At 72.5% G+C, this 19,732-nt stretch carries 19 protein-coding genes; 11 read left to right on the forward strand and 8 right to left on the reverse strand.

Going from position 1 to position 19,732, the window contains the following annotated elements; all coding sequences use genetic code 11:
• Positions 1–12: 12 nt before the first annotated feature.
• Positions 13–1,296 carry a streptophobe family protein gene (locus ACP4J0_RS28840; protein ID WP_426601650.1) on the forward strand — a complete coding sequence of 428 codons (1,284 nt, stop codon included), beginning with the start codon at positions 13–15 and terminating at the stop codon, positions 1,294–1,296.
• 46 nt (positions 1,297–1,342) lie between these two features.
• Here the strand turns inward: ACP4J0_RS28840 and ACP4J0_RS28845 are convergent, their stop codons facing one another.
• Positions 1,343–1,753, reverse strand: coding sequence for a hypothetical protein (locus ACP4J0_RS28845; protein WP_426601651.1), 411 nt, complete (start codon positions 1,751–1,753; stop codon positions 1,343–1,345).
• Positions 1,754–2,170: 417 nt separating this feature from the next.
• On the opposite strand from ACP4J0_RS28845, the gene ACP4J0_RS28850 reads away from it, so the two are divergent.
• Positions 2,171–2,569 carry a nuclear transport factor 2 family protein gene (locus tag ACP4J0_RS28850; RefSeq protein WP_426601652.1) on the forward strand — a complete coding sequence of 133 codons (399 nt, stop codon included), beginning with the start codon at positions 2,171–2,173 and terminating at the stop codon, positions 2,567–2,569.
• A gap of 124 nt (positions 2,570–2,693) precedes the next feature.
• Here ACP4J0_RS28850 and mgrA read toward each other — a convergent pair whose 3' ends face one another.
• On the reverse strand, positions 2,694–3,686 hold the full coding sequence (gene mgrA, locus ACP4J0_RS28855) for an L-glyceraldehyde 3-phosphate reductase (protein WP_426601653.1): 993 nt from the start codon (positions 3,684–3,686) through the stop codon (positions 2,694–2,696).
• A gap of 128 nt (positions 3,687–3,814) precedes the next feature.
• Here mgrA and ACP4J0_RS28860 point away from each other — a divergent pair, with 128 nt between their 5' ends.
• Positions 3,815–4,699: a LysR substrate-binding domain-containing protein gene (locus tag ACP4J0_RS28860; protein WP_426601654.1), complete on the forward strand. Its 885-nt coding sequence runs from the start codon at positions 3,815–3,817 to the stop codon at positions 4,697–4,699.
• A 25-nt stretch (positions 4,700–4,724) separates the two neighbouring features.
• The gene (locus ACP4J0_RS28865; protein ID WP_426601655.1) at positions 4,725–5,240 is read left to right on the forward strand and encodes a mycothiol transferase; all 516 of its coding nucleotides are present in this window, start codon (positions 4,725–4,727) and stop codon (positions 5,238–5,240) included.
• On the opposite strand, the gene ACP4J0_RS28870 is transcribed toward ACP4J0_RS28865, so the two are convergent.
• Both ACP4J0_RS28870 and ACP4J0_RS28875 read right to left on the reverse strand, forming a co-directional pair.
• Positions 5,222–6,301, reverse strand: coding sequence for an adenosine deaminase (locus tag ACP4J0_RS28870; RefSeq protein WP_426601656.1), 1,080 nt, complete (start codon positions 6,299–6,301; stop codon positions 5,222–5,224). The two genes, ACP4J0_RS28865 and ACP4J0_RS28870, sit on opposite strands and share 19 nt — an antisense overlap.
• A gap of 45 nt (positions 6,302–6,346) precedes the next feature.
• Positions 6,347–6,742 (reverse strand): VOC family protein, encoded by a 396-nt coding sequence (locus ACP4J0_RS28875; protein ID WP_426601657.1) that lies wholly within the window; start codon positions 6,740–6,742, stop codon positions 6,347–6,349.
• A gap of 124 nt (positions 6,743–6,866) precedes the next feature.
• Here ACP4J0_RS28875 and ACP4J0_RS28880 point away from each other — a divergent pair, with 124 nt between their 5' ends.
• On the forward strand, positions 6,867–7,325 hold the full coding sequence (locus ACP4J0_RS28880) for a pyridoxamine 5'-phosphate oxidase family protein (protein WP_426601658.1): 459 nt from the start codon (positions 6,867–6,869) through the stop codon (positions 7,323–7,325).
• 471 nt (positions 7,326–7,796) lie between these two features.
• On the opposite strand, the gene ACP4J0_RS28885 is transcribed toward ACP4J0_RS28880, so the two are convergent.
• The 3 genes from ACP4J0_RS28885 to ACP4J0_RS28895 all read right to left on the reverse strand — a co-directional run bounded on the left by ACP4J0_RS28885 (position 7,797) and on the right by ACP4J0_RS28895 (position 10,642).
• Positions 7,797–8,687 (reverse strand): glycoside hydrolase family 19 protein, encoded by an 891-nt coding sequence (locus ACP4J0_RS28885; protein ID WP_426601659.1) that lies wholly within the window; start codon positions 8,685–8,687, stop codon positions 7,797–7,799.
• A 219-nt stretch (positions 8,688–8,906) separates the two neighbouring features.
• Entirely contained in the window at positions 8,907–10,229 is a 1,323-nt protein-coding gene (locus ACP4J0_RS28890; protein ID WP_426601660.1) for an aldehyde dehydrogenase family protein, read from the reverse strand.
• 245 nt (positions 10,230–10,474) lie between these two features.
• Positions 10,475–10,642: a hypothetical protein gene (locus ACP4J0_RS28895; protein WP_426601661.1), complete on the reverse strand. Its 168-nt coding sequence runs from the start codon at positions 10,640–10,642 to the stop codon at positions 10,475–10,477.
• Between the two features lie 211 nt (positions 10,643–10,853).
• Between ACP4J0_RS28895 and ACP4J0_RS28900 the strand changes: the two genes are divergently transcribed.
• The 6 genes from ACP4J0_RS28900 to ACP4J0_RS28925 all read left to right on the forward strand — a co-directional run bounded on the left by ACP4J0_RS28900 (position 10,854) and on the right by ACP4J0_RS28925 (position 17,957).
• On the forward strand, positions 10,854–11,294 hold the full coding sequence (locus tag ACP4J0_RS28900; RefSeq protein WP_426601662.1) for an SPW repeat protein: 441 nt from the start codon (positions 10,854–10,856) through the stop codon (positions 11,292–11,294).
• A 138-nt stretch (positions 11,295–11,432) separates the two neighbouring features.
• Positions 11,433–11,702 (forward strand): GlsB/YeaQ/YmgE family stress response membrane protein, encoded by a 270-nt coding sequence (locus ACP4J0_RS28905; RefSeq protein WP_426601663.1) that lies wholly within the window; start codon positions 11,433–11,435, stop codon positions 11,700–11,702.
• Between the two features lie 716 nt (positions 11,703–12,418).
• Positions 12,419–14,023, forward strand: a complete 1,605-nt coding sequence (locus tag ACP4J0_RS28910; RefSeq protein ID WP_426601664.1) for an alpha/beta hydrolase — start codon at positions 12,419–12,421, stop codon at positions 14,021–14,023.
• A 73-nt stretch (positions 14,024–14,096) separates the two neighbouring features.
• On the forward strand, positions 14,097–15,191 hold the full coding sequence (locus tag ACP4J0_RS28915) for a chemotaxis protein (RefSeq protein ID WP_426601665.1): 1,095 nt from the start codon (positions 14,097–14,099) through the stop codon (positions 15,189–15,191).
• 118 nt (positions 15,192–15,309) lie between these two features.
• On the forward strand, positions 15,310–16,329 hold the full coding sequence (locus ACP4J0_RS28920; RefSeq protein ID WP_426601666.1) for a Gfo/Idh/MocA family protein: 1,020 nt from the start codon (positions 15,310–15,312) through the stop codon (positions 16,327–16,329).
• A 275-nt stretch (positions 16,330–16,604) separates the two neighbouring features.
• Complete coding sequence (locus ACP4J0_RS28925; protein ID WP_426601667.1) at positions 16,605–17,957, forward strand: SpoIIE family protein phosphatase; 1,353 nt, start codon at positions 16,605–16,607, stop codon at positions 17,955–17,957.
• Here the strand turns inward: ACP4J0_RS28925 and ACP4J0_RS28930 are convergent.
• A complete protein-coding gene (locus ACP4J0_RS28930; RefSeq protein ID WP_426601668.1) occupies positions 17,954–19,462 on the reverse strand; it encodes a hypothetical protein in 1,509 nt (502 codons plus the stop codon). The two genes, ACP4J0_RS28925 and ACP4J0_RS28930, sit on opposite strands and share 4 nt — an antisense overlap.
• Between the last annotated feature and the right edge of the window lie 270 nt (positions 19,463–19,732).

Consider the following 19,732-nt stretch of genomic DNA (forward strand, 5'->3'; position numbering starts at 1 on the left):
TAGCGTGGCAGCGTGAGCTCGCGAACCCCCTCCGCCCCTTCCGGCCGGGCAGTCGCCCGTCACGGCTGGATCCAGGCCCTGGGTACGGTGCTGGCCGGGCTGGTCGCCATGGGAGTCGTGGCCGCGCTCGGACTGTGGGCGGCCGGGGCCGCGGACCTGCCCGACAACGCCTTCCCCCGGGTCGTCGCGGCGACCGTCGTCACCGCCGTGGGCGGCGCGCTGGAACTGTCCGGCGACGCCGGAGGGTTCGCCGACACCGACGCCGGGCTGGCCGTGCTCCCGCTGTCCGTCACCCTGACCGGTGCCCTGGTGATCGCCCGGTGTTTCCTGCGGCCCCTGCGCCACCGGGCCGTCGCCGGCGCCGGCGAGCTGGCCGGCTGGGCCGGGCGGATCGCCGTCCTGTGGCTGCTCGCCCTCCTCGGGCTGGCCTTCGCCGCCCGCCAGACCTTCGAGGTCTCCCTCGGGGAAGGCGTCCTGGACGACCTCGGCGACCTGTTCGGCGTCGAGCCGACGGTCGGGTTCACCACGGACGTGCCGCTGACCGTCCTCTTCGGACTGCTGTGGCTGGCGGGCGTCCTCGTACTGGCCCTGCTCGTCTCACGCGGGGCCCCGCTGCCCGGGCGGCTGCCGCGCCTGCGGACGTCGGTGCGGCCGGCGGCGTACGCGATGGTCGCGCTGCTGCTCGCGTACGTCGTCGTCGGCGTCGTCGTCGCGCTGGTCGTCGCCGGAACGCGGGGGCATCCGGCGGACACCTTCGCCGTACTGCTGCTCGGGCTGCCGAACCTGGCGTGGCTCGCGCTCACGATCGGCCTCGGCGCCTCCTGGGAGGGGCGGGTGGAGGGGCCGTTCGGGCTGCCGGTGCCGCACGTGCTCGACGAGGTGCTGCGGACACCGGACGTCTCGACCCTGAACCTGCGAACGCTCGCCGAACACGACGGGCGGTGGTGGTGGCTCCTGGTCGTCGCGGCGGTCCTGCTCCTGGCGGCCGGGTCCGTACTCGCGTTCCGCTCCCCGGACCGGATGCCGGCCTGGTCGCACGCCGTACACATGGCCGTGGCGCTGGCGCTCACGGTCCTCATGACCGGCCTTGTCGGCCGGATCTCCGCGCACTACGGCCTGTCCGTGCTCGGCATCGGCGACCTTGGCGGCGGACTGTCCGGGCAGCTGTTCCTGCGCCCGCGGCTGTGGAGCGCCGTCGGTCTCGCCCTGCTGTGGGGCCTGGTCACCGGGTTCCTCGGCGCGCTGATCGCGCGGCGGGCGGGACGGCGGGGTGACCGTGCCCCGGCCGGGTCGTAGGGGCACCGCGGGAGGACACTCGGGCGACTCGGGCGACTCGGGCGACTCAGGCGACGGGGACGACGAGGGGCGGGGAGGCCCGCTGCATGCGCAACGCGTCCACGGACTCGGCCATCAGTTCGTACTCGGTGGTGTCGTCACTGGTGGCGATCCGGACCAGGCGCCCCGCCGCCAACTCCTCGGCGACCAGCTCTTGTTGGACGACGTCGGCGCACCAGGTGCGCAGGACGCGCGGTACGTCCGGTGCGTCGTCGGCGACCGGGGTCAGGGCACCGCGCGGTAAGTGGGGGGTGTCGGGCTGCGGATCCAGCCGCTCGGCCATCCACGAGGCGCGGTCGCGCAGCCACCACAGGGCGAGGGCGAGGGTGGGAGCCCGGTAGGTTCCCAGGGGTACACCGATGCGTCGGCCGTCACAGACACCGTAGGCGGTGACATGGCACAGGAACTCGTCGTGCACTGCTCCCCTCCCCCGCCGCCCCGCCCGCCTGCCGGTCGGGCCTGGCGTCCGCGCGGCTCGTGTGCTGTGCGTGAGGGCGCTGTCGCATGGTGTGAGACGCCCCTAGAGGTGAGTATGTTCACTACTGAACCACTGTCACCATGAATTTCCGGCCAGTCTCCTGGCATATTCACGGCAGTTGGTGGCCGAAACCCTGCGGCGCGGGACCCTGTCGTCTCCACTCCGAAGTGCGCCGCCATCACGCCCCCGGGTGCGCCGCCTCCGCGCCCCCCGGAGGCACGTCGTCATGACTCCCGGGGTAATCGACGCCGCCGACGGGTCCGGGCAGGGTTGCGGTACCGGGTCGCCGCGACCGGGATCCGGTACCTGACCAGCGCCTGCACCGCGCGCACCACACTTTGACGGAGGCTGATCACGATGTCCGCACCCACCCGCCGCTACGAGGACGCCGTCGCCCGCTACTTCGAGGCCTGGAACGCCGCCCCGGAGGCTCGGGCCAAGGCGGTCGCCGCGGCCTGGACCAATGACGGCGGCTACACCGACCCCCTCGCCGACGTCCGCGGCCACGAGCAGATCGCGGCCGTGATCGCGGCGGCGCACGAGCAGTTCCCCGGCTTCGTCTTCCGGCTCTCCGGCTCCGTGGACGGGCACCACGACACGGCGCGCTTCTCCTGGGAGCTGGTGAGCCAGGCCGAGGGTGCCCCCTCGGGGGAAGGTTCGGCGCCCGTGGCCGGATCCGACGTGGTCACGCTGGACGGCGAGGGCCGGATCCGGGCCGTGTACGGCTTCCTGGACCGGGTGCCCGAGGGGGCGTGACGCTTCGTCGGGGATTCCCGGCGTCGCCCCCAGGGCCTTGCGAACGCCGACGATCCCGGAGGGGGTGGCCCGCCTCCGGGATCGTCCGGGCGCGTTCTTCCGGACGCGTTCTACCGGACGCGTTCTACGGGGTGACGATCTTGTCGATCCGGGCCAGTTCGTCGGAGCCGAAGTCCAGGTTCCCGATGGCCGACACGCTGTCCTCCAGCTGCCGCGGGCTGCTCGCGCCGACCAGGGCGGAGGTCACTCGGCCCTCGCGCAGCACCCACGCCAGGGCCATCTGGGCCAGCGACTGGCCGCGGGACTTCGCGATCTCGTCCAGGGCGCGCAGCTTGCCGACCAGCTCCTCGGTGACCGCGTCGGAGTTCAGGAAGGGGCTGTCGCTCGCGGCGCGCGAGTCCTCCGGGATGCCGTCGAGGTAGCGGCCGGTCAGCAGGCCCTGCTCCAGCGGGGAGTAGGCGATGGAACCGACCTGGAGCTCGTCGAGTGCGTCGAGCAGGCCGCTGGTCTCGGGGCGGCGGTCGAGCATGGAGTAGCGCGGCTGGTGGATCAGCAGCGGGGTGCCCAGCTCGCCGAGGATGCGGGCGGCCTCGCGGGTCTGCTCCGGGGAGTAGTTGGAGACGCCGACGTAGAGCGCCTTGCCCTGCTGCACCGCCGTGTGCAGGGCGCCCATCGTCTCCTCCAGGGGAGTCTCGGGGTCGGGGCGGTGCGAGTAGAAGACGTCGACGTAGTCCAGGCCCATCCGGGTCAGGCTCTGGTCGAGGGAGGACAGCAGGTACTTGCGCGAGCCCCACTCGCCGTACGGGCCGGGCCACATCAGGTAGCCGGCCTTGGTGGAGATGACCAGCTCGTCGCGGTACGGCGCGAAGTCAGCCCTGAGCGCCTCGCCCAGGGCGGACTCGGCGGCGCCGGGCGGCGGGCCGTAGTTGTTGGCGAGGTCGAAGTGGGTGACGCCGAGGTCGAAGGCGCGGCGCAGGATGGCGCGCTGGGTCTCGACGGGGCGGTCCGGGCCGAAGTTGTGCCACAGGCCGAGCGAGAGCGCGGGGAGCTTCAGGCCGCTGCGTCCGGTGCGCCGGTAGGGCATGTCCGCGTAGCGGTCGGGGTGTGCGGTGTACAACGCGACTCCAGAGGGGTTGGCACCCGGGGTGCGGGGCTTGGGCGGAACCGTGTCCCACTCTGTCGTGACCTGCGTGCAGTGGTCCAACAGAAGAATCCGATGGGATTGTGCGGTTACGCTTCTCAGTCATGGAACTGCGTCACCTCCAGCACTTCGTCGCGGTCGCCGAGGACCAGCACTTCACCCGCGCGGCCGAACGGCTGCTGGTCTCCCAGTCCGGCCTGTCGGCGTCCATCCGGGCACTGGAGCGGGAGCTGCGGGCGCCGCTGTTCGTGCGCACGACCCGCCGGGTGACGCTGACGGAGGCCGGGCGCGCCCTGCTGGGCGAGGCGGAGCGGATCCTCGCCCAGGTGCGCTCGGCGCACGAGGCGGTCGCCGCGGTGCAGGGTGTGCTGCGCGGCACGCTGTCGCTGGGCACCGAGCAGTGCATCGCCGGAGTGCCGGTGGCGGGGCTGCTGGCAGCGTTCCGCAGGGAGCATCCGGACGTGGAGATCCGGTTGCGGCAGGCGGGCTCCGGCGAGCTGGCGGAGGAGGTCGCGGCCGGGCGGCTCGACCTGGCCTTCGCCTACCGGACGCAGGCGGACACGGACCAGCTGCGGTCCGTCTCGCTGGCCGGTGAGCCGATGACCGTGCTCTGCCATCCCGGCCACCGCCTGGCGACGGTCGGCGCGGTGCTGACCCCGCACGATCTCGCCGACGAGGTCTTCGTCGACTTCCACCCCGACTGGGGTCCGCGCCGCGTCACCGACACCGCCTTCGCCGCGGCGGGCGTCAGGCGGACCGTCGCGCTGGAGGTGAACGACGTGCACGGTCTGCTCGACCTGCTCGACGAGAACCTCGGCATCGCGGTCGTGCCGCGCCACTTCCGGCACAAGCGGGCCTCCCTCACCTCGTTGCCGCTGAAGGACTCCGACGACACCGCGTACGAGACGATCGCGCTGCTGCCGCCGGCGCAGGCCACCAGCCCGGCGGCGCGGGCCCTGATGGGACTGCTGGAAGCGGGGAGCGCGTGAGGGCGGACTGCGCGATGGTGGACCCATGCACGCGAAGGACATCCTCATCGAGGGCTACGGCCGCATCCAGGAAGAAGTCCACGCCGCCGTCGAGGGTCTGGACCCCGACGGCCTGAACGCCCGTCCCGCCGACGACGCCAACACCGTCGCCTGGCTGCTCTGGCACCTCACCCGCGTCCAGGACGACCACGTCGCGGACGCCTTCGGGCTCGACCAGGTGTGGCTGACCGACGGCTGGGAGAAACGCTTCGGCCTCGGGCTGCCCCGCCACGACACCGGGTACGGCCACAGCCCCGCGAAGGTCGCGAAGGTGCGGGTCGACTCGGCCGGCCTGCTGACCGGCTACTACGACGCCGTGCACGAGCAGACGCTCGGCGCCCTGCGCTCCCTGGCCGCCAAGGACCTGGAACGGATCGTGGACGAGGACTGGGACCCGCCGGTCACGCTCGGCGCCCGGCTGGTGAGCGTCCTGTCCGACGACCTCCAGCACGTCGGACAGGCCGCCTACGTGCGCGGGCTCGTTCAGAGCGCCGCTTCGTAACCCGGCAGGACGACGTCCTCGATCAGAGCCCTGCGCTCGTCGAACGGGATGAAGGCGCTCTTCACCGCGTTCACCGTGACCGTGCGCAGGTCCTCGACGGACCAGCCGGCCTGCTCGACGAGCAGGGACATCTCGCGGGTCATCGTCGTGCCGGAGACGAGGCGGTTGTCGGTGTTGAGGGTGACGCGGAAGCCGAGGTCCTTGAGCGCGGTGATGGGGTGCTCGGCGATCGAGGTGGCGGCGCCGGTCTGGAGGTTGGAGGTCGGGCACATCTCCAGGGCGATCCGGCGGTCGCGGACCCAGCCGGCGAGACGGCCGAGCTTGCCGGCCGCGAGGTCCGGGATGTCGTCGGTGATGCGCACGCCGTGGCCGATGCGCTGGGCACCGCACACCTGGAGGGCCTGGTGGATGCTGGGCAGCCCGTGCGCCTCGCCGGCGTGGATGGTGAAGGGCACGTTCTCGCGGCGCAGGTGCTCGAAGGCGTCGAGGTGGTCGGCGGGCGGGAAGCCGTCCTCGGCGCCCGCGATGTCGAAGCCGACGACACCGGCGTCCCGGAAGGCCACCGCGAGGTCGGCGGTCTCCCGCGTGCGGTCGAACATCCGCATCCCGCACAGCAGGGTGCCCACGCGTACCGGCGTGCCCGCTGCCGCCGCCTTGGCCATGCCGGCGGCCAGGCCCTCCTGGACGGTCTCGACGACCTCGGCGAGGGTCAGTCCACCGGCCGTCATCAGCTCGGGGGCGTAGCGGACCTCGCCGTAGACGACGCCGTCGGCGGCGAGGTCGAGGACGTACTCCTCGGCGGTGCGCAGCAGGCCCTCGCGGTTCTGCATCACGGCGAGGGTGTGCTCGAAGGTGGCGATGTAGCGCACCAGGTCCCCGGAGTTGGCGGCATCGTAGTACCAGGCGGCCAGCTCGGCGGGGTCGGTGGCGGGCAGGGTGTGGCCGACGGCCTCCGCCAGCTCCACGACGGTCGCGGGGCGCAGACCGCCGTCGAGGTGGTCGTGCAGCACCGCCTTGGGGAGGCGGCGGAGAGTCTCGGTGTCTATGCGCGTAGATGGCATGTGCGGTCGTTCCTCGGCGGTCGGTGCGGGGGTCTGGGGACGGGGTCAGGAGGCGGCGGGCTGGAGCAGGTCCCAGCGGTTGCCGTACAGGTCCTGGAAGGCGGCGACCGAGCCGTAGGGCTCGTGCCGGGGCTCCTCCAGGAAGGTCACGCCCGCGGCCGTCATACGGGCGTGGTCGCGGGCGAAGTCATCGGTGTACAGGAAGAAGCCGACGCGCCCGCCCGTCTGGTCGCCGACGCGGGAGCGCTGGGCCTCCCCCTTGGCGCGGGCCAGCAGCAGGGCGGTGCCCGGTGCCGCGCCACCGGGTTCGACGACGACCCATCGGGAGCCGTCGGGCCGGGGCGTGTCCTCGGCGAGGCGGAAGCCGAGGGCCTCGGTGTAGAAGCGGATCGCCTCGTCGTAGTCGTCGACGACGAGGGCGACCAGGGCGATGCGTGTCATCGGGACCTTTCGAGACGGGCGATTGACGGGAGAGGTTATACGTAAAACCCACTGCGGCGCCAGTCTCTGGTCCTACGCCTCGGGCCCGAGGCGCGGGCCGGGCCGGTCCACTACCGTCACCGCCATGAAGATCACCGCACCGCCTCGCGAGCCCGGACAGCGCAGGCAGGACGTACTGGACCGGCTGGAACGGGAGATGGACATCTGGGTGGCCACGGCGGACGCCGACGGGCTGCCGTGCATGGTCCCGCTGTGGTTCGTGTGGCACAGGGAGTCGGTCTGGCTGTGTACGCGGCTCACCAACCCGACCGGCCGCAACCTGCGCGACGGCGGCCGGGCCCGGCTGGCGTTCGGGCACACGCGGGACGTCGTGCTGATCGACGGCGAAGTGAAGACGTTCGGTCTGCGGGAGGTGCCGTCCGCGGCGGCCGGGGCGTTCCTCGCCAAGACCGGCTGGGACCCGCGCGAGGACAGCGCGTCGTACGCCTGGTTCCGGGTGCGCCCGCTCGCGGTGCAGGCGTGGCACGAGACGCGCGAGCTGAAGCAGCGGCACATCATGCGGGACGGCGCCTGGACGGTGTAGCGCGCGTCTGCCCGTGCGGGCACCTCTTCCCGTGCGGGCACCTCTTCCCGTGCGGGCACCTCTGCCGGTGCGGGCACCTCTTCCCGTGCGGGCACCTCTGCCCGTCCAGGCGTGTCAGCCCGACCGCGCACCGTCGAACCCGCGCCAGGTCGTCGTCGGTGAGGCGGAGCGCGCCCGCGGCGGCGTCCCCGCGGGCGCACTGCCGATCGGTTCGCCGGCGGAGCGCAGGGACGAGAGGCAGAAGGCCACGGTGCCGATGCGGTGGACGCCCCGCCCGACCGCCCGGCGCGGCACGGCGAGGACCGCTCACGGTCGCTCGCGTACCCGGGCGGAGGGCGGCGCTGCCCGGCGGCCGCGTCGGCACCGGCACGACGCGGCCGTCGGACGGGCCGCCTAGGTTCCAGGTGCCAGCGGACTCCGCGGCGATCCTTTCCGAGGCCGTCGGCGGAGTCCGCACACACCCGGCGCGGCTCAGCAGTACAGGTTGCCGCCCGGCGGGACACCGAGGATCTGGCTGAACTGCTGGTACTTGGTGACGCGGCTCTGCACCTGTGCGGGGTTCTTGCCGTCGCACTCCTTGGCGCCGTTGATGGAGCGGATCGTCTGGCCGAAGCCGGCACCGTTGACCATGGCGTTGTGGCCGGTCATGCTGCCGGGCCCGGACTGCGTGTTCCAGTACCACAGGGCGGTCTTCCAGGCGACGGCCGCGTCGTTCTGCACCAGCCAGGGGTTGTTCAGCAGGTCGATGCCGAGCGCGTCGCCCGCGGCCTTGTAGTTGAAGTTCCAGCTGAGCTGGATCGGGCCGCGCCCGTAGTAGGCGTCGTGGCCGGCCGGGCAGCCGTAGGACTGGTTCCAGTCGCAGTAGTGCGGGTAGTTGGCGGTGTTCTGCTCGACGATGTGCACGAGTCCGCCGGTCTCGTGGCCGACGTTGGCGAGGAAGGCCGCCGCCTCCTGCTTCCTGGTGGTGTCGCTGCCAGTGTTGGCGAAGCCGGGGTAGGCGCCGAGCGCCGCGGTGAGGCCGCGGTAGGTGTAGAAGGAGTTCCTGCCCGGGAACATCTGGTTGAACTGGGCCTCGGTCACCACGAAGTTACCGACCGGCGTCTCGGATCCGCCGTCGCAGGCGTACGGCTCCCAGTACCAGGTGCTGATGAGCGGGTCGTAGCCCGGGTTGGCGTGCTCTGCCCGGTAGGCCTTGCCGTCGGTGTAGCGGACGATGTCGCCGGCGTTGTAGTAGGCGTCGGCCGACCAGGCCGGGTAGCTCGAACACGCGGCGGCGGACGCCGGTGCGGCGGGCAGGAGCACGGGTACGGCTCCCGCGAGGGCTAGTACGGTCACCAGGGCGGATATACGGCGCCTCGACACAGCTCTGCCTCCTTCTGCGGAGCACGGCCGCTCCCGTGCGGGGGCAGGTCGGAGCGGAGCCTTGTGCGCGCGTGCCGGCCGGACCGGCCACGGCGTGGGGGCGGCCGTGGTGGGGGGTGTGGAGGCACACTCAACCGCGTTGGTCTGTACCAGTCAAGGGTGTAGACCAGTTCAACCCGGCCGTTTCCCGGCCGGGTTGGCGTGGAGCGATCGCGTCGCTCAGCTCAGGGGCTTCTTCAGGACCGCCTTGCGGTGGCTGAACGTCTCGATGGAGTAGCGGCCGTGGTAGCTGCCCATGCCGCTCTCCCCCACGCCGCCGAACGGCAGGTCGGAGACGGTGAGATGGGCGAGCGGCAGCCCGTGGCCGAGGCCGCCGGAGGACGTCTCCGCGGCGAACCGCTCCCGGGTCGCGTCGGACCCGCTGAAGACGTAGAGGGCCAGCGGCTTGTCGCGGTCGTTGACGAAATCGATCGCGTCGTCGAGGCCGGGCACGGTGACGATCGGCAGGATCGGGCCGAAGATCTCCTCGCCCATCACCGGCGAATCGGGCGCCACGTCGGCGAGCACGGTCGGCGCGATGTACTTCTGCGTCCGGTCGCTGCCGCCGCCGACGACCACCCGGCCGGAGTCCAGCAGTGCGGTCAGCCGGTCGAAGTGGCGCTCGTTGACGATCCGCGCGTACTCCGCCGACCGGGCCGGGTCGGTTCCGTACAGTGCCTCCACCGCGCGGACCAGCGCCGGCTCCAGGGCTGCCGCGGTCTCCGGGTCGGTGAGCACGTAGTCGGGGGCCACACAGGTCTGGCCCGCGTTGAGGAACTTGCCGCCGGCCAGGCGGGCGGCGACGACGTCGAGGTCGGCGTCGCGGTCGACGAACGCCGGGGACTTGCCGCCGAGTTCGAGGGTGACCGGGGTGAGGTGCTCGGCGGCGGCGCGCATGACGATGCGGCCGACGGTGCCGTTCCCGGTGTAGAAGACGTGGTCGAAGCGCTCGGCGAGCAGGGCCGTGGTCTCGGGGATCCCGCCCTCGACGACGGCCACGGCCTCGGTGTCCAGGTACCGCGGCAGCAGGCGGGCCAGCGCGGCGGAGGTGGCCGGGGCCAGCTCACTGGGCTTGGCGACCACCGCGTTGCCCGCGGCCAGGGCGCCGACCACCGGGGCGAGCAGGAGCTGGGCCGGGTAGTTCCAGGGCGCGATGACCAGGACGACGCCCAGCGGGTCGTACTGCGTCCAGGCGGTGGCGTCGGCGCCGAGGTGCGCCGGGACGGGGGCGGGCTCGGGGCGCAGCCAGTCGGCCAGGTGGTCGAGGGTGTGGTCGATCTCGCGCACGGTGAAGCCGATCTCCGTGCGCTGGGCCTCCGCGGCGCTCTTGCCGAGGTCGGCGTGGAGCGCGGCCTCCAGGTCCGGACCGTTCTCCGTGAGCAGTGCGCGCAGCCGGCGAAGCTGCGCGGTGCGCCACTCGACGGGCTTGGTCCGGCCGGTGCGGAAGGTGGCGCGCAGGCGGGCCACGACGTCGGCGGGCCGCTCGGGGGCGGGGTGGTTCACGGTGTGCCTCGCTGGTGGGGGAAGACGTCGGCTGAAAGACTGGATGTAATAGCCAACCTTTCAGGTACCAAAATACATTCCCTGCCCGAGGGACTGCTTTTTCGCGGCGGCCGAGGTCCGGTCCCACTGGAGGACCGGACCTGACCCGGACCCGTACCGCGGCCGAGGACTTCGCACGGGCACGGCCGGAGGGGCCTCCCCAAGGGGGACGGCGGCCACGCGGCCACGTACCCGCAGGCCGCCGTTCAGTCCTCGTCGCGAGCCGGGACGACCACCAGGAAGGCGTCCGACTCCAGGTCCATCACGACGGTCGCGGGCTCACCCCGGGCCCGACACCGCGCCGCGCACTCCTCCGCCGGCCACGACCCGCGCGGCGACCCCGCGGGGAACCGCTCCAACACCTTGGCACCCATGGCGACGACCACCTCCACTGTCCCCGCATTCCTCGCGTTCTCCCACCTCGCACCTGCCCGCGATCCGCGTGGACATGTCCACCCCGGCCACCCCTCCACACTCCGGCCACGACTACATATAAAGCGGAAATAAGGGCAGAATGGACATATGCGGCGCTGCCGCACACCGCACCCAGACGCGGTCGGCCCAGCAAGTCGAAGGAGACGACTCATGGCCAACGTCTCGCACACCCGAGGTGACATGACCAGCCACCCCGACGCTCCGGAAATGCAGGCGCGCTACGCCCGCATGCTCGGTGGTCGCGACGTGGCACTCGTGGACGGGCCGGTGTTCCTGCTCGGCCTCTACTGTGCCGTGTCCCCGTGGATACTCCACTTCACCACCAGCCAGCCTGCACTCGTGGCCCACAACCTGATCATAGGAATCGCCATCGGCCTGCTGGCCCTGGGATTCACCCGCGCCCCGGAACGCATGTACGGCCTCAGCGGGGCCATGTGTGCGATGGGTCTCTGGATGATCATCTCGCCGTGGATCGTCGGCACGAACCCGGACGCCGGCGTCATCTGGAACAACATCATCATCGGCGCGCTGACCCTGGCTCTGGGGGCGGTGTGCGCCGCCACGGCATCGAAGAGCATGCGCAGGCCCTAGACACACGGGAGGGGAACACCACGGGCCGGTCCGCCTGCGCGGGCCGGCCCGCGCACGCCCCGATGCCTCCGACGGGACTGCGCCCGCCCGCAACGGGCACACGCACTACCGCGGGGGCCTTGACACGAAGGGGCGGAAATGGAAATCGGCGGCATCATCAGTGCCATCGTCATCGGCATCGTCATCGGCGTCCTGGGCCGCCTCGTCGTCCCGGGCCGTCAGCGCATCGGGGTCCTGTGGACCATCCTCGTCGGCATCGTGGCCGCGCTGATCGGTTCGTGGATCGCGACGGCGTTCGACGTGGCCGACACCGACGGCGTCGACTGGGTCGAGTGGCTCATCCAGATCGGCCTGGCCGCACTCGGCGTGGCCGCGCTGGACCGTTCACGGCCGCGTCCGCGCCGCTGAACAGCGCTGCCGCTGAACAGCGCTGCGGACGCGGGAACGGCACCGGCTCCCGAGCCACCTCCCCGAGTCCGGTCCCGGTGACCCCCAGGGTCTCCGCGAGCGGCGTCGGGAGCCGCCCCGAAACCACGCTCAAAGGCGGGGGGAGTCCTCCTCACTCCCGGGGAGCGGGCCGCGGCCACCGTGTACATCCGGCGAGCGCTGCCCGGTACGCGCGACGCGCACGCCTGAGGGACCGCCGCGCACACCTGCCGGACCCCTGGGGCGCGCCGCACGCACACCTGACGGACCTGGGGCGCGCGCCGCACGCACGCACGCCCGGTGGACCTGGGCCGCGTGGTCCACGTCGCGTCGCCGGAACGGCTCGGGGCCCGGCCGACGGAACCGGACGTCCCCGCACCGCCCGAGCGGACGCCCACGGCGCACGAGGCGGCTCCCGGCACGACCGCGGAGGGTCCCGGCGCGACCGTGGACGGTCCCGTGCCGGAACCGGCCGGGGAGACCCGCGCGTTGCACCACCGGTTTCCGCGAGAGGAACGGGTACGGACGGAAGGAAGCCACCTCGCGCGCCCCCGCGGCAGCGCCCGGCGACAGCGTCCGACGACAACGCCCGCTCACAGCGCCCGCCCACAGCGCCCGGAGGCGAGGCGTCCGAGGCCCCCTTATGGTGATCGAGGGCGCCGAGCACCGGTCCGCGACGGGGCGCCCGGGAGGCATCGATGCTGGCCAAGCTGTCGACTCGGCCCTCGGTCCGGCGCTGCGCGGTCACCGGCGCACTCTCGCTGGCCCTGCTGGGTGCGGGGCTGCCCCTGGCGACCGCGGACGACACCGAATCCGGCCTGTCCCGCTTCTACGAGCAGAGCATCACCTGGGCGTCGTGCGAGGGCATGGACGTGCCGAAGGACCTGCAGTGCGGGAAGGTCACCGTCCCCCTCGACTACGACCGGCCCGAGGGGGGAACGCTCGACCTGGCCCTCGCCCGGTACCGGGCGACCGGTGAGTCACGTGGCTCGGTGCTGCTCAACTTCGGCGGGCCGGGCGGCTCCGGCGTGAGCGAACTCGCCGCCGGCGGCAAGGACTTCATGCACCTGACCAACGGCTACGACGTGGTGACCTTCGATCCCCGCGGCGTCGGCCGGTCCTCGCCGGTCACCTGCGGCCCGGCCACGCTGGACATCATGGAGGCCACGGACGGGGACGAGGAGCTCACCGACCCGCAGGACGTGCTCCGGCGGCTGCGGGACGCGGCCGCCGAGTGCACGAAGCACTCCGGCCCCGTGCTCCCCCACATCGGCACGGTCAACGCCGCCCGCGACATGGAGGTGATGCGCCGGGCACTCGGCGACGACCGGCTCAACTACCTCGGCTTCTCCTACGGAACCCGGCTGGGCGCGGTCTACGCCGCCCAGTTCCCGGACAAGGTCGGCCGGGTCGTGCTGGACGGCGTGGACACGTTGACGGAACCGCTGACCGAGCAAGGGCTGGCCGGCGCCCGGGGGCAGCAGACCGCGCTGGAGAACTTCCTCGACTGGTGCGTGGAGGACATCGCCTGCCCGTTCGGACAGGACGCCCGGGCAGCCCGCCGCCAGGTCGTCCAGCTCGTCGCCTCGCTCGACTCCGATCCGGTACCGACGGACTTCGGCGAGCCCTTCTCCGGGCAGGACATGGTGGGCGCCATCGGCCAGGCGCTGTACAGCCGCGAACTGTGGCCCACGCTGCAGCGGGCGCTCGCCCAGCTGCTCGAGGACGGCGACACCCGCGGCCTGGAGGGCTTCGTGTCCGGCGGCGTCACCTTCCCGGTCCGCGCGCGGGGTCCCGCGGACGACGACGGCGGCCTCACCGACCAGGAGGACATCCCCATGGACAACCTCCCGGCCGCCCTGATGGCGGTCAACTGCGCCGACGACCCCGACCGCCCCGCCGCGGACCAGGTCGCGGGGTCCCTGAGCCGGCTGCGCGCGCGGTACGAGGAGGCCTCCCCGGTCTTCGGCCGGTACCGGCTCACCCAGGTGCTCATGTGCTACGGCCGGCCCAGGGGCACCGACTACATCCGCGACGAGGTGAAGGACCTGGACACCTCGGAAATGCTGCTGGTCGGCACCCGGGGCGACCCGGCCACCCCGTACCGCTGGACCGTGGAGACGGCCGAGCGGCTCGGCCCCTCGGCCGTGGTCCTCGACAACAAGGGCGAGGGGCACACCGGCTACGCGTCCTCCGAGTGCGTGCACCGCAAGGTCGACGACTTCCTGCTGTACGGCTCCCTGCCGCCCGACGGCAGTTCCTGCGGCTCCGAGGCCTCCCGGACCGCCCGGGGCGACGACTGAAGCGGCCGGCGGGTCACAGGGAAGACATATTGCCCCGAATGCCCGACATGCCCATCGGATCTATCGTGCTGACATGGAGCACGATCTGAGTCCCGCCACCCTCGCCGAACTACGGCGCCCCCGCCCGTACCCGGCCGTGTCCGTGCTGACGCCCACGCACCGCCGCGAACCGGACAACGCCCAGGACTCCGTCCGACTGCGCAACGTGGTCGCCGAGGCCAAGAAGCAGCTGGAGGACGATCCGGCGGTCACCCGAGAACGGCGCATGGAGGTGTCCCGGGAACTCGACCGGGCCCTCGCCGAGGTCGACCTGACGCACGCCGAGGACGGACTGGCGCTCTTCGCCGCCCCGGGTGAGCACCAGGTCTGGACGCTCGCACGTTCCGTCCCCGAGCGCGTGGTCCTGTCGGACACCTTCCTGACCCGCAACCTCGTCGCCGCGCAGGCCGCCGAGCGGCCGTTCTGGGTACTGTCGGTCGCCACCGACCGCGTCACGCTGTGGAGTGGCGGCACGGGCCGGGTCGTCGAGGACCGCACCGGCGGCTTCCCCCTCGACCGGCCCCCGGAGGACTTCGACCCCGAGCGCCAGGAACGGATCGGCGACGCGCCGAGCACGTTCCGGGACGAGGGAACCCGGCGGTTCCTGCGCGAGGCCGACGCCGCGATGGGCAGGGTCCTGCGCGCACATCCCCGGCCGCTGTACGTCACCGGCCCGCAGGCCGCGCTGTCGCTGCTGGAGGAGGCCGGAAGCGCCGTGGGGGACGCGGTGCTCGTTCCGCACGGGGGCCTCGCGCACGGCACGGCCGAGGCCGTGTGGCAGGCGGTGCGGCCGGTGCTCGACGACGAGGCGCGCGGCTCCGTCGAGGCCGTGGCCAGGGAACTGGAGGCGGCCCGCGGGCGCAAGGACTTCGCGGCCGGCGTGGACGAGTTGTGGGAGAGCGCCCGGACCGGCCGCGTACGACTCCTCGCCGTCGAGGAGAACTTCCGGGTGACCATGCGCGACGACGGCGACCATCTGGTCCCGGCGGACGGCGACGACCTCGACGCACGCGAGGACGTCGTGGACGAGATCGTCGAGCGGTGCCTGGAGACCGGGGCCGACGTCCGCTTCGTGCCGGACGGCGCGCTCGGGGAGGCGGACGGCATCGCCGGAGTACTCCGCTACTGACACCCGCCCCGCCCCGCCCGGGGACCCCGCCCCTCTTGACGACCATGAAACCCTGTTCGCCGTACACGTACCCGCCTCTTCGCGGGTGTGCGGCGGACGGGGAAGGAGTCGGCGGAGCGTGAGCGAACTTCTGGGTGTGGCGGTCCTGGGCGCGGGACACATGGGCGCTGATCACATACGACGCCTCGACGGGGTGGTGAGCGGGGCCAGGGTCGCCGCGGTGGCGGATCCCGACGCCGAGCGGGCGAAGGCGGCCGTGGGCGGGATCGACGGGGTCGTCGTCCACACGGACGCCGAGGCCGCGCTCGACGCGCCGGGGGTCGAGGCCGTGCTGATCGCCTCGCCCGGAGAGGTGCACGAGGAGGCGCTGCTGGCCGCCTTCGCACGCGGGTTGCCGGTGCTGTGCGAGAAGCCGATGGTGCCGGACTCCGCGGGCGCCCTGCGCGTGGTGGAGGCGGAGGCGCGGCTGGGCCGGACGCTGGCACAGATCGGGTTCATGCGGCGGTACGACGCCGAGTACCGGCAGCTGAAATCGCTGCTGGACGGCGGGCGGCTGGGCCGGCCCCTGATGCTGCACTGCGTCCACCGCAACGTGTCCTCCCCGTCGCACTTCACCTCCGCGATGCTGGTCACCAGCTCCGTCTCGCACGAGATCGACGCGGCCCGCTGGCTGCTCGGGCAGGAACTGACCGCGGTGACGGTGCTCCGGCCGCGTCCCTCGGGAGGTGCGCCGGAGGGTCTGCTCGACCCCCAGTTCGTGCTGTTCGAGACCGAGGGCGGCGCCCTGGTCGACGTGGAGATCTTCGTCAACTGCGGTTTCGGCTACGAGGTGCGCTGCGAGGCCGTCTGCGAGGCGGGCAGCGCCCGGATCGGGGACGCGCGCACCATGGTGGTGACGGCGGCGGGCGGCGCCCGGGAGGAGGTGCCCCAGGACTACCTCGTACGGTTCGCGGACGCCTACGACCGCGAGGTGCAGGCCTGGGTCGACGCCACCCGGCGAGGCCGGGTCACCGGTCCGGGCACCTGGGACGGGTACGCCGCCTCCGTGGTCGCCGAGGCCGGCGTACGGGCCCTGGAGACGGGCGCGCGCACACCCGTCGACCTGGCACCCCGCCCGACACCGCACGACCGCCCATAGAACAAGGGTTCATCGAACGCCAGGACGACGACACCTCCGAGCCCCGATACCCGTCAAGTCCCGTAGGAATCCTACGACTTGACCCTCGAGCCACCTACGCCGTTCGGGTGCCGAAGTCGCTCCGGGAAGACTGTGGCATATGCCGGAAGCACCACCGTATCGTGTGTTGCCAAATCACTTACGGGGCGTCGCGGGCTGTGCAAGAGTCGTAACGGTCCTTCCGCCAGCCTCAGTTCCGCCTTGGTCGTCGTACCGTCTGCACATCGGAGTGCGTCATGTCGTCCCCTCTCTCCGCGGACCACCCAGCCGCCCAGCCACCAGGACACGACTCGGTCGAGGCCCTGATATCGCAGGCGCGGCGGCTGAGGGGCGACGTGGACGCGGTGCGGCGGGACAGCCAGGGCGACGGAACCGACCCCCGCGGGCGCTGGCAGCGCGCCCTGTACGACCTGGCACTGCACCAGCTCAGTGACATCGACGAGCACCTGGCGCAGCTCCGGGACGGGCCGGCACCCGCGCCGCGGACCGGTTCGCTGCTCAGCCGGGTCGGCAGCGCCGAGTGGAACCTGCTGACGGACGAGGCCGAGTGGTCCGGGGAGCTCTTCCACATCCTCGGCCGCGACCCCGCCGCCGCCCCGCTCAGCCTCGACGAACTCCCGTCCGTGGTACTCGCCGAGGACCGGCCGAAACTGACCGCGATGGTCACGGGCTGCCTCGTCGACGCCCGGCCGATCGACGGCGAGTTCCGCGTCGTGCGCCCCGACGACACCGTACGCACCGTGCACATGATGGGCGAGCCCGTGCTCGACGCCGACGGCAGCACCGCCTCGATGTGGGCGGTACTGCGGGACGTCAGCGAACTGCGGCGCAGCCAGCGGGTGGTGAGCGAGACCCGTGACTCGCTCAGCCACCACCCGCTGCCCGCGGACACCGGGCAACGGGCCGCGGTCGAACCGCGGGAAGCCGTACAGCCGCCCTGGCACGGCCTCCTGCGGTTCCCGCACGAGGGGCGGCCGGGCCTGGACCTGGCCGCCGGTTACCTCCCGCCGGCAGCCCCGACGGCCCAAGCACCCCCGTGCACCGCCTGGTACGACGCGTGCCCCCTCGCCGGCGACGAGACCCTGCTCAGCGTCGGCGACCTCACGGGCCCGGGCCCCGACGGGGCGCAGGGTCCGGCGATGCCGATCGGCGCCCTGCGCGGCCTGGCCACGGCGGGCACCCGACCCGCACAACTCCCGGACCGACTGGACCGGTTGCTCGAGGCCACCGCCCTGCCGCCCGTTCGCGGCGCCCTGTACTGCTCTTACCGGCCCCACACCCGCACGCTGACGTGGGCACACACCGGACACCTCGTCCCGCTGCTGTTCCGCCGGGGGACGGGGCACGGACTGGCCGGGCAGGCCGAGGCGGCCCTCGAAGACGGCGACCTGCTGCTCCTGCACACCGGCGAACTCGCCCCCGCGGACATGCGGCGGCTTCTCTCCCTGGGTCCCCGCCTGACCGGGGTGGGCTCCGCACAGGACGGCGTACGGATCGTGACGGAGGAGTTCGGCGGGCACCTCGGGCAGGAGGACGCCTGCGTGCTGGTGGCCCGGGTGACGCCTTGGACGACACGTCGCGCACGCTAAGCCGGAGTGCTGGTGCCGCCCCTCCCCCTCCCCCTGGGCGACTTGCCCCTGGGCAGCGCCAGCTTGATCTCCTCGCGCAGCTCCTGGATCTTCGGATAGTCGGCGTACTCGGCGGTGAGCCGGTACATCTCACGCAGCCGGTCCCAGGTCCGCTGGGATGAGTTGGACCCCATCGACACCAGGGCGAGGCGCGCGTACCGGTCCGCCTGTTCGGGGTCGTCGGCGATGAAGCAGGCGGACGCCATGGACAGGTAGTCGAAGATCTTCGACCGCTGCCGGCCGTCGATCCGCAGGGCGAGCGCCTTCTCGGCATAGTGCTGCGCGTGTACGGCGGCCCCCGGCTCGAACTCGGCGAGCGTCCGGTAGGCCAGGGCCTGCATGCCGTACAGGTCCTCCTCCTTGAACGTCTGCATCCAGTCGGGCGACGGCACGTCCGCCTTGTCGGAGACGAAGAGGTCCTCGGCCCGCCCCAGGGTGCGGCGCATCGCCTGGCCCTTGCCCATCGAGGCCTGGGCCCAGGCCTCGATGGTGTAGAGCATGGCCCTGGTACGCGGCAGTACCTCCTCGCCGGAGCCGGTCCTGGCGAGCTTCATCAGGTCGAGCGCGTCGTCGGGCCGGCCCAGGTGGACCATCTGACGGGCCGCCCGGGAGAGCGCCTCGCCGGCCCGGGGACGGTCGCCGCCCTCGCGCGCGGCGTGGGTGGCGATGACGAAGTACTTCTGGGCCGTGGGCTCCAGGCCGACGTCGTGCGACATCCAGCCCGCGAGGACGGCGAGGTTGGCGGCGACGCCCCACAGGCGCCGCTGCAGATGGGGTGGGTGGTGGTAGGCGAGCATGCCGCCCACCTCGTTGAGCTGGCCCACCACGGCCTTGCGCTGGAGCCCGCCGCCACGGGCGGCGTCCCAGGCGCGGAACACCTCGACCGAGCGCTCCAGTTCCTCCACTTCCTGCGACCCGATGGGGGCGGCCTCGTAGCGGTCGAACCCCGCGGGGTCAGCGTGCAGGGGGTGGCGGAGGTCGGGAGCGTCGGCAGCCAGGGCCGGGTCGGTGTGCAGCCAGTCGTGCATGGCGTTGCTGAGTGCTGATCCCGCGGCGAGCGCGGCGCCCGCGCCCACCAAGCCGCGTCGGTTGAGCATGAGGTCCATTCCCGTGAATTCGGTGAGGACCGCCGCAGTCCGCTCGGGCGCCCACGGCACTCCGTCGGGATGCTCCTCGCTCCCGCCGCGTGGCCGTTTCCCCGCACGCCCGTGCCGGACCAGACCGAGGTCCTCGATGGTCACGACACGGCCGAGACGCTCGGTGAACAGAACCGCCAGCACCCGCGGCACCGGATCACGCGGGATCTCTCCCATGTCGATCCACCGCCGCACCCGCGAGGTGTCGGTCGCCAGCTGAGGGTGGCCCATGGCCGCCGCCTGCCGGTTGACCAGCCTCGCGAGTTCGCCCTTGGACCAGCCGGCCAGGCCGAACAGGTCCGACAGACGGGTGTTGGGTTCTCCGCTCACGTCAAGCCCCCAGGTTCTCGGCTGAGTTGACAGTAGCCCCGTGCGGGTTGCCGGGCGACTATTCGCCACCGTTCGCCAGGGTGCGCCAGATGGTGTGCCACGGGCGGACGGGTGTCAGGTAGGAATGCGCCACCCCGACCCGGTCGCCGCGGGGTTACTCCCCAGGGTGATCCCGGGCGGCCGGTCGGGCAGCGCGACGGCTTTCGGAAGGCGTTCCCTCCCGTACTCGACGGTCGGGCACCGCGCTTCAGACAGGCACAGCAGGCACAC

The sequence above is a fragment of the Streptomyces sp. WG7 genome (assembly GCF_049975785.1).
Lineage (GTDB): Bacteria > Actinomycetota > Actinomycetes > Streptomycetales > Streptomycetaceae > Streptomyces.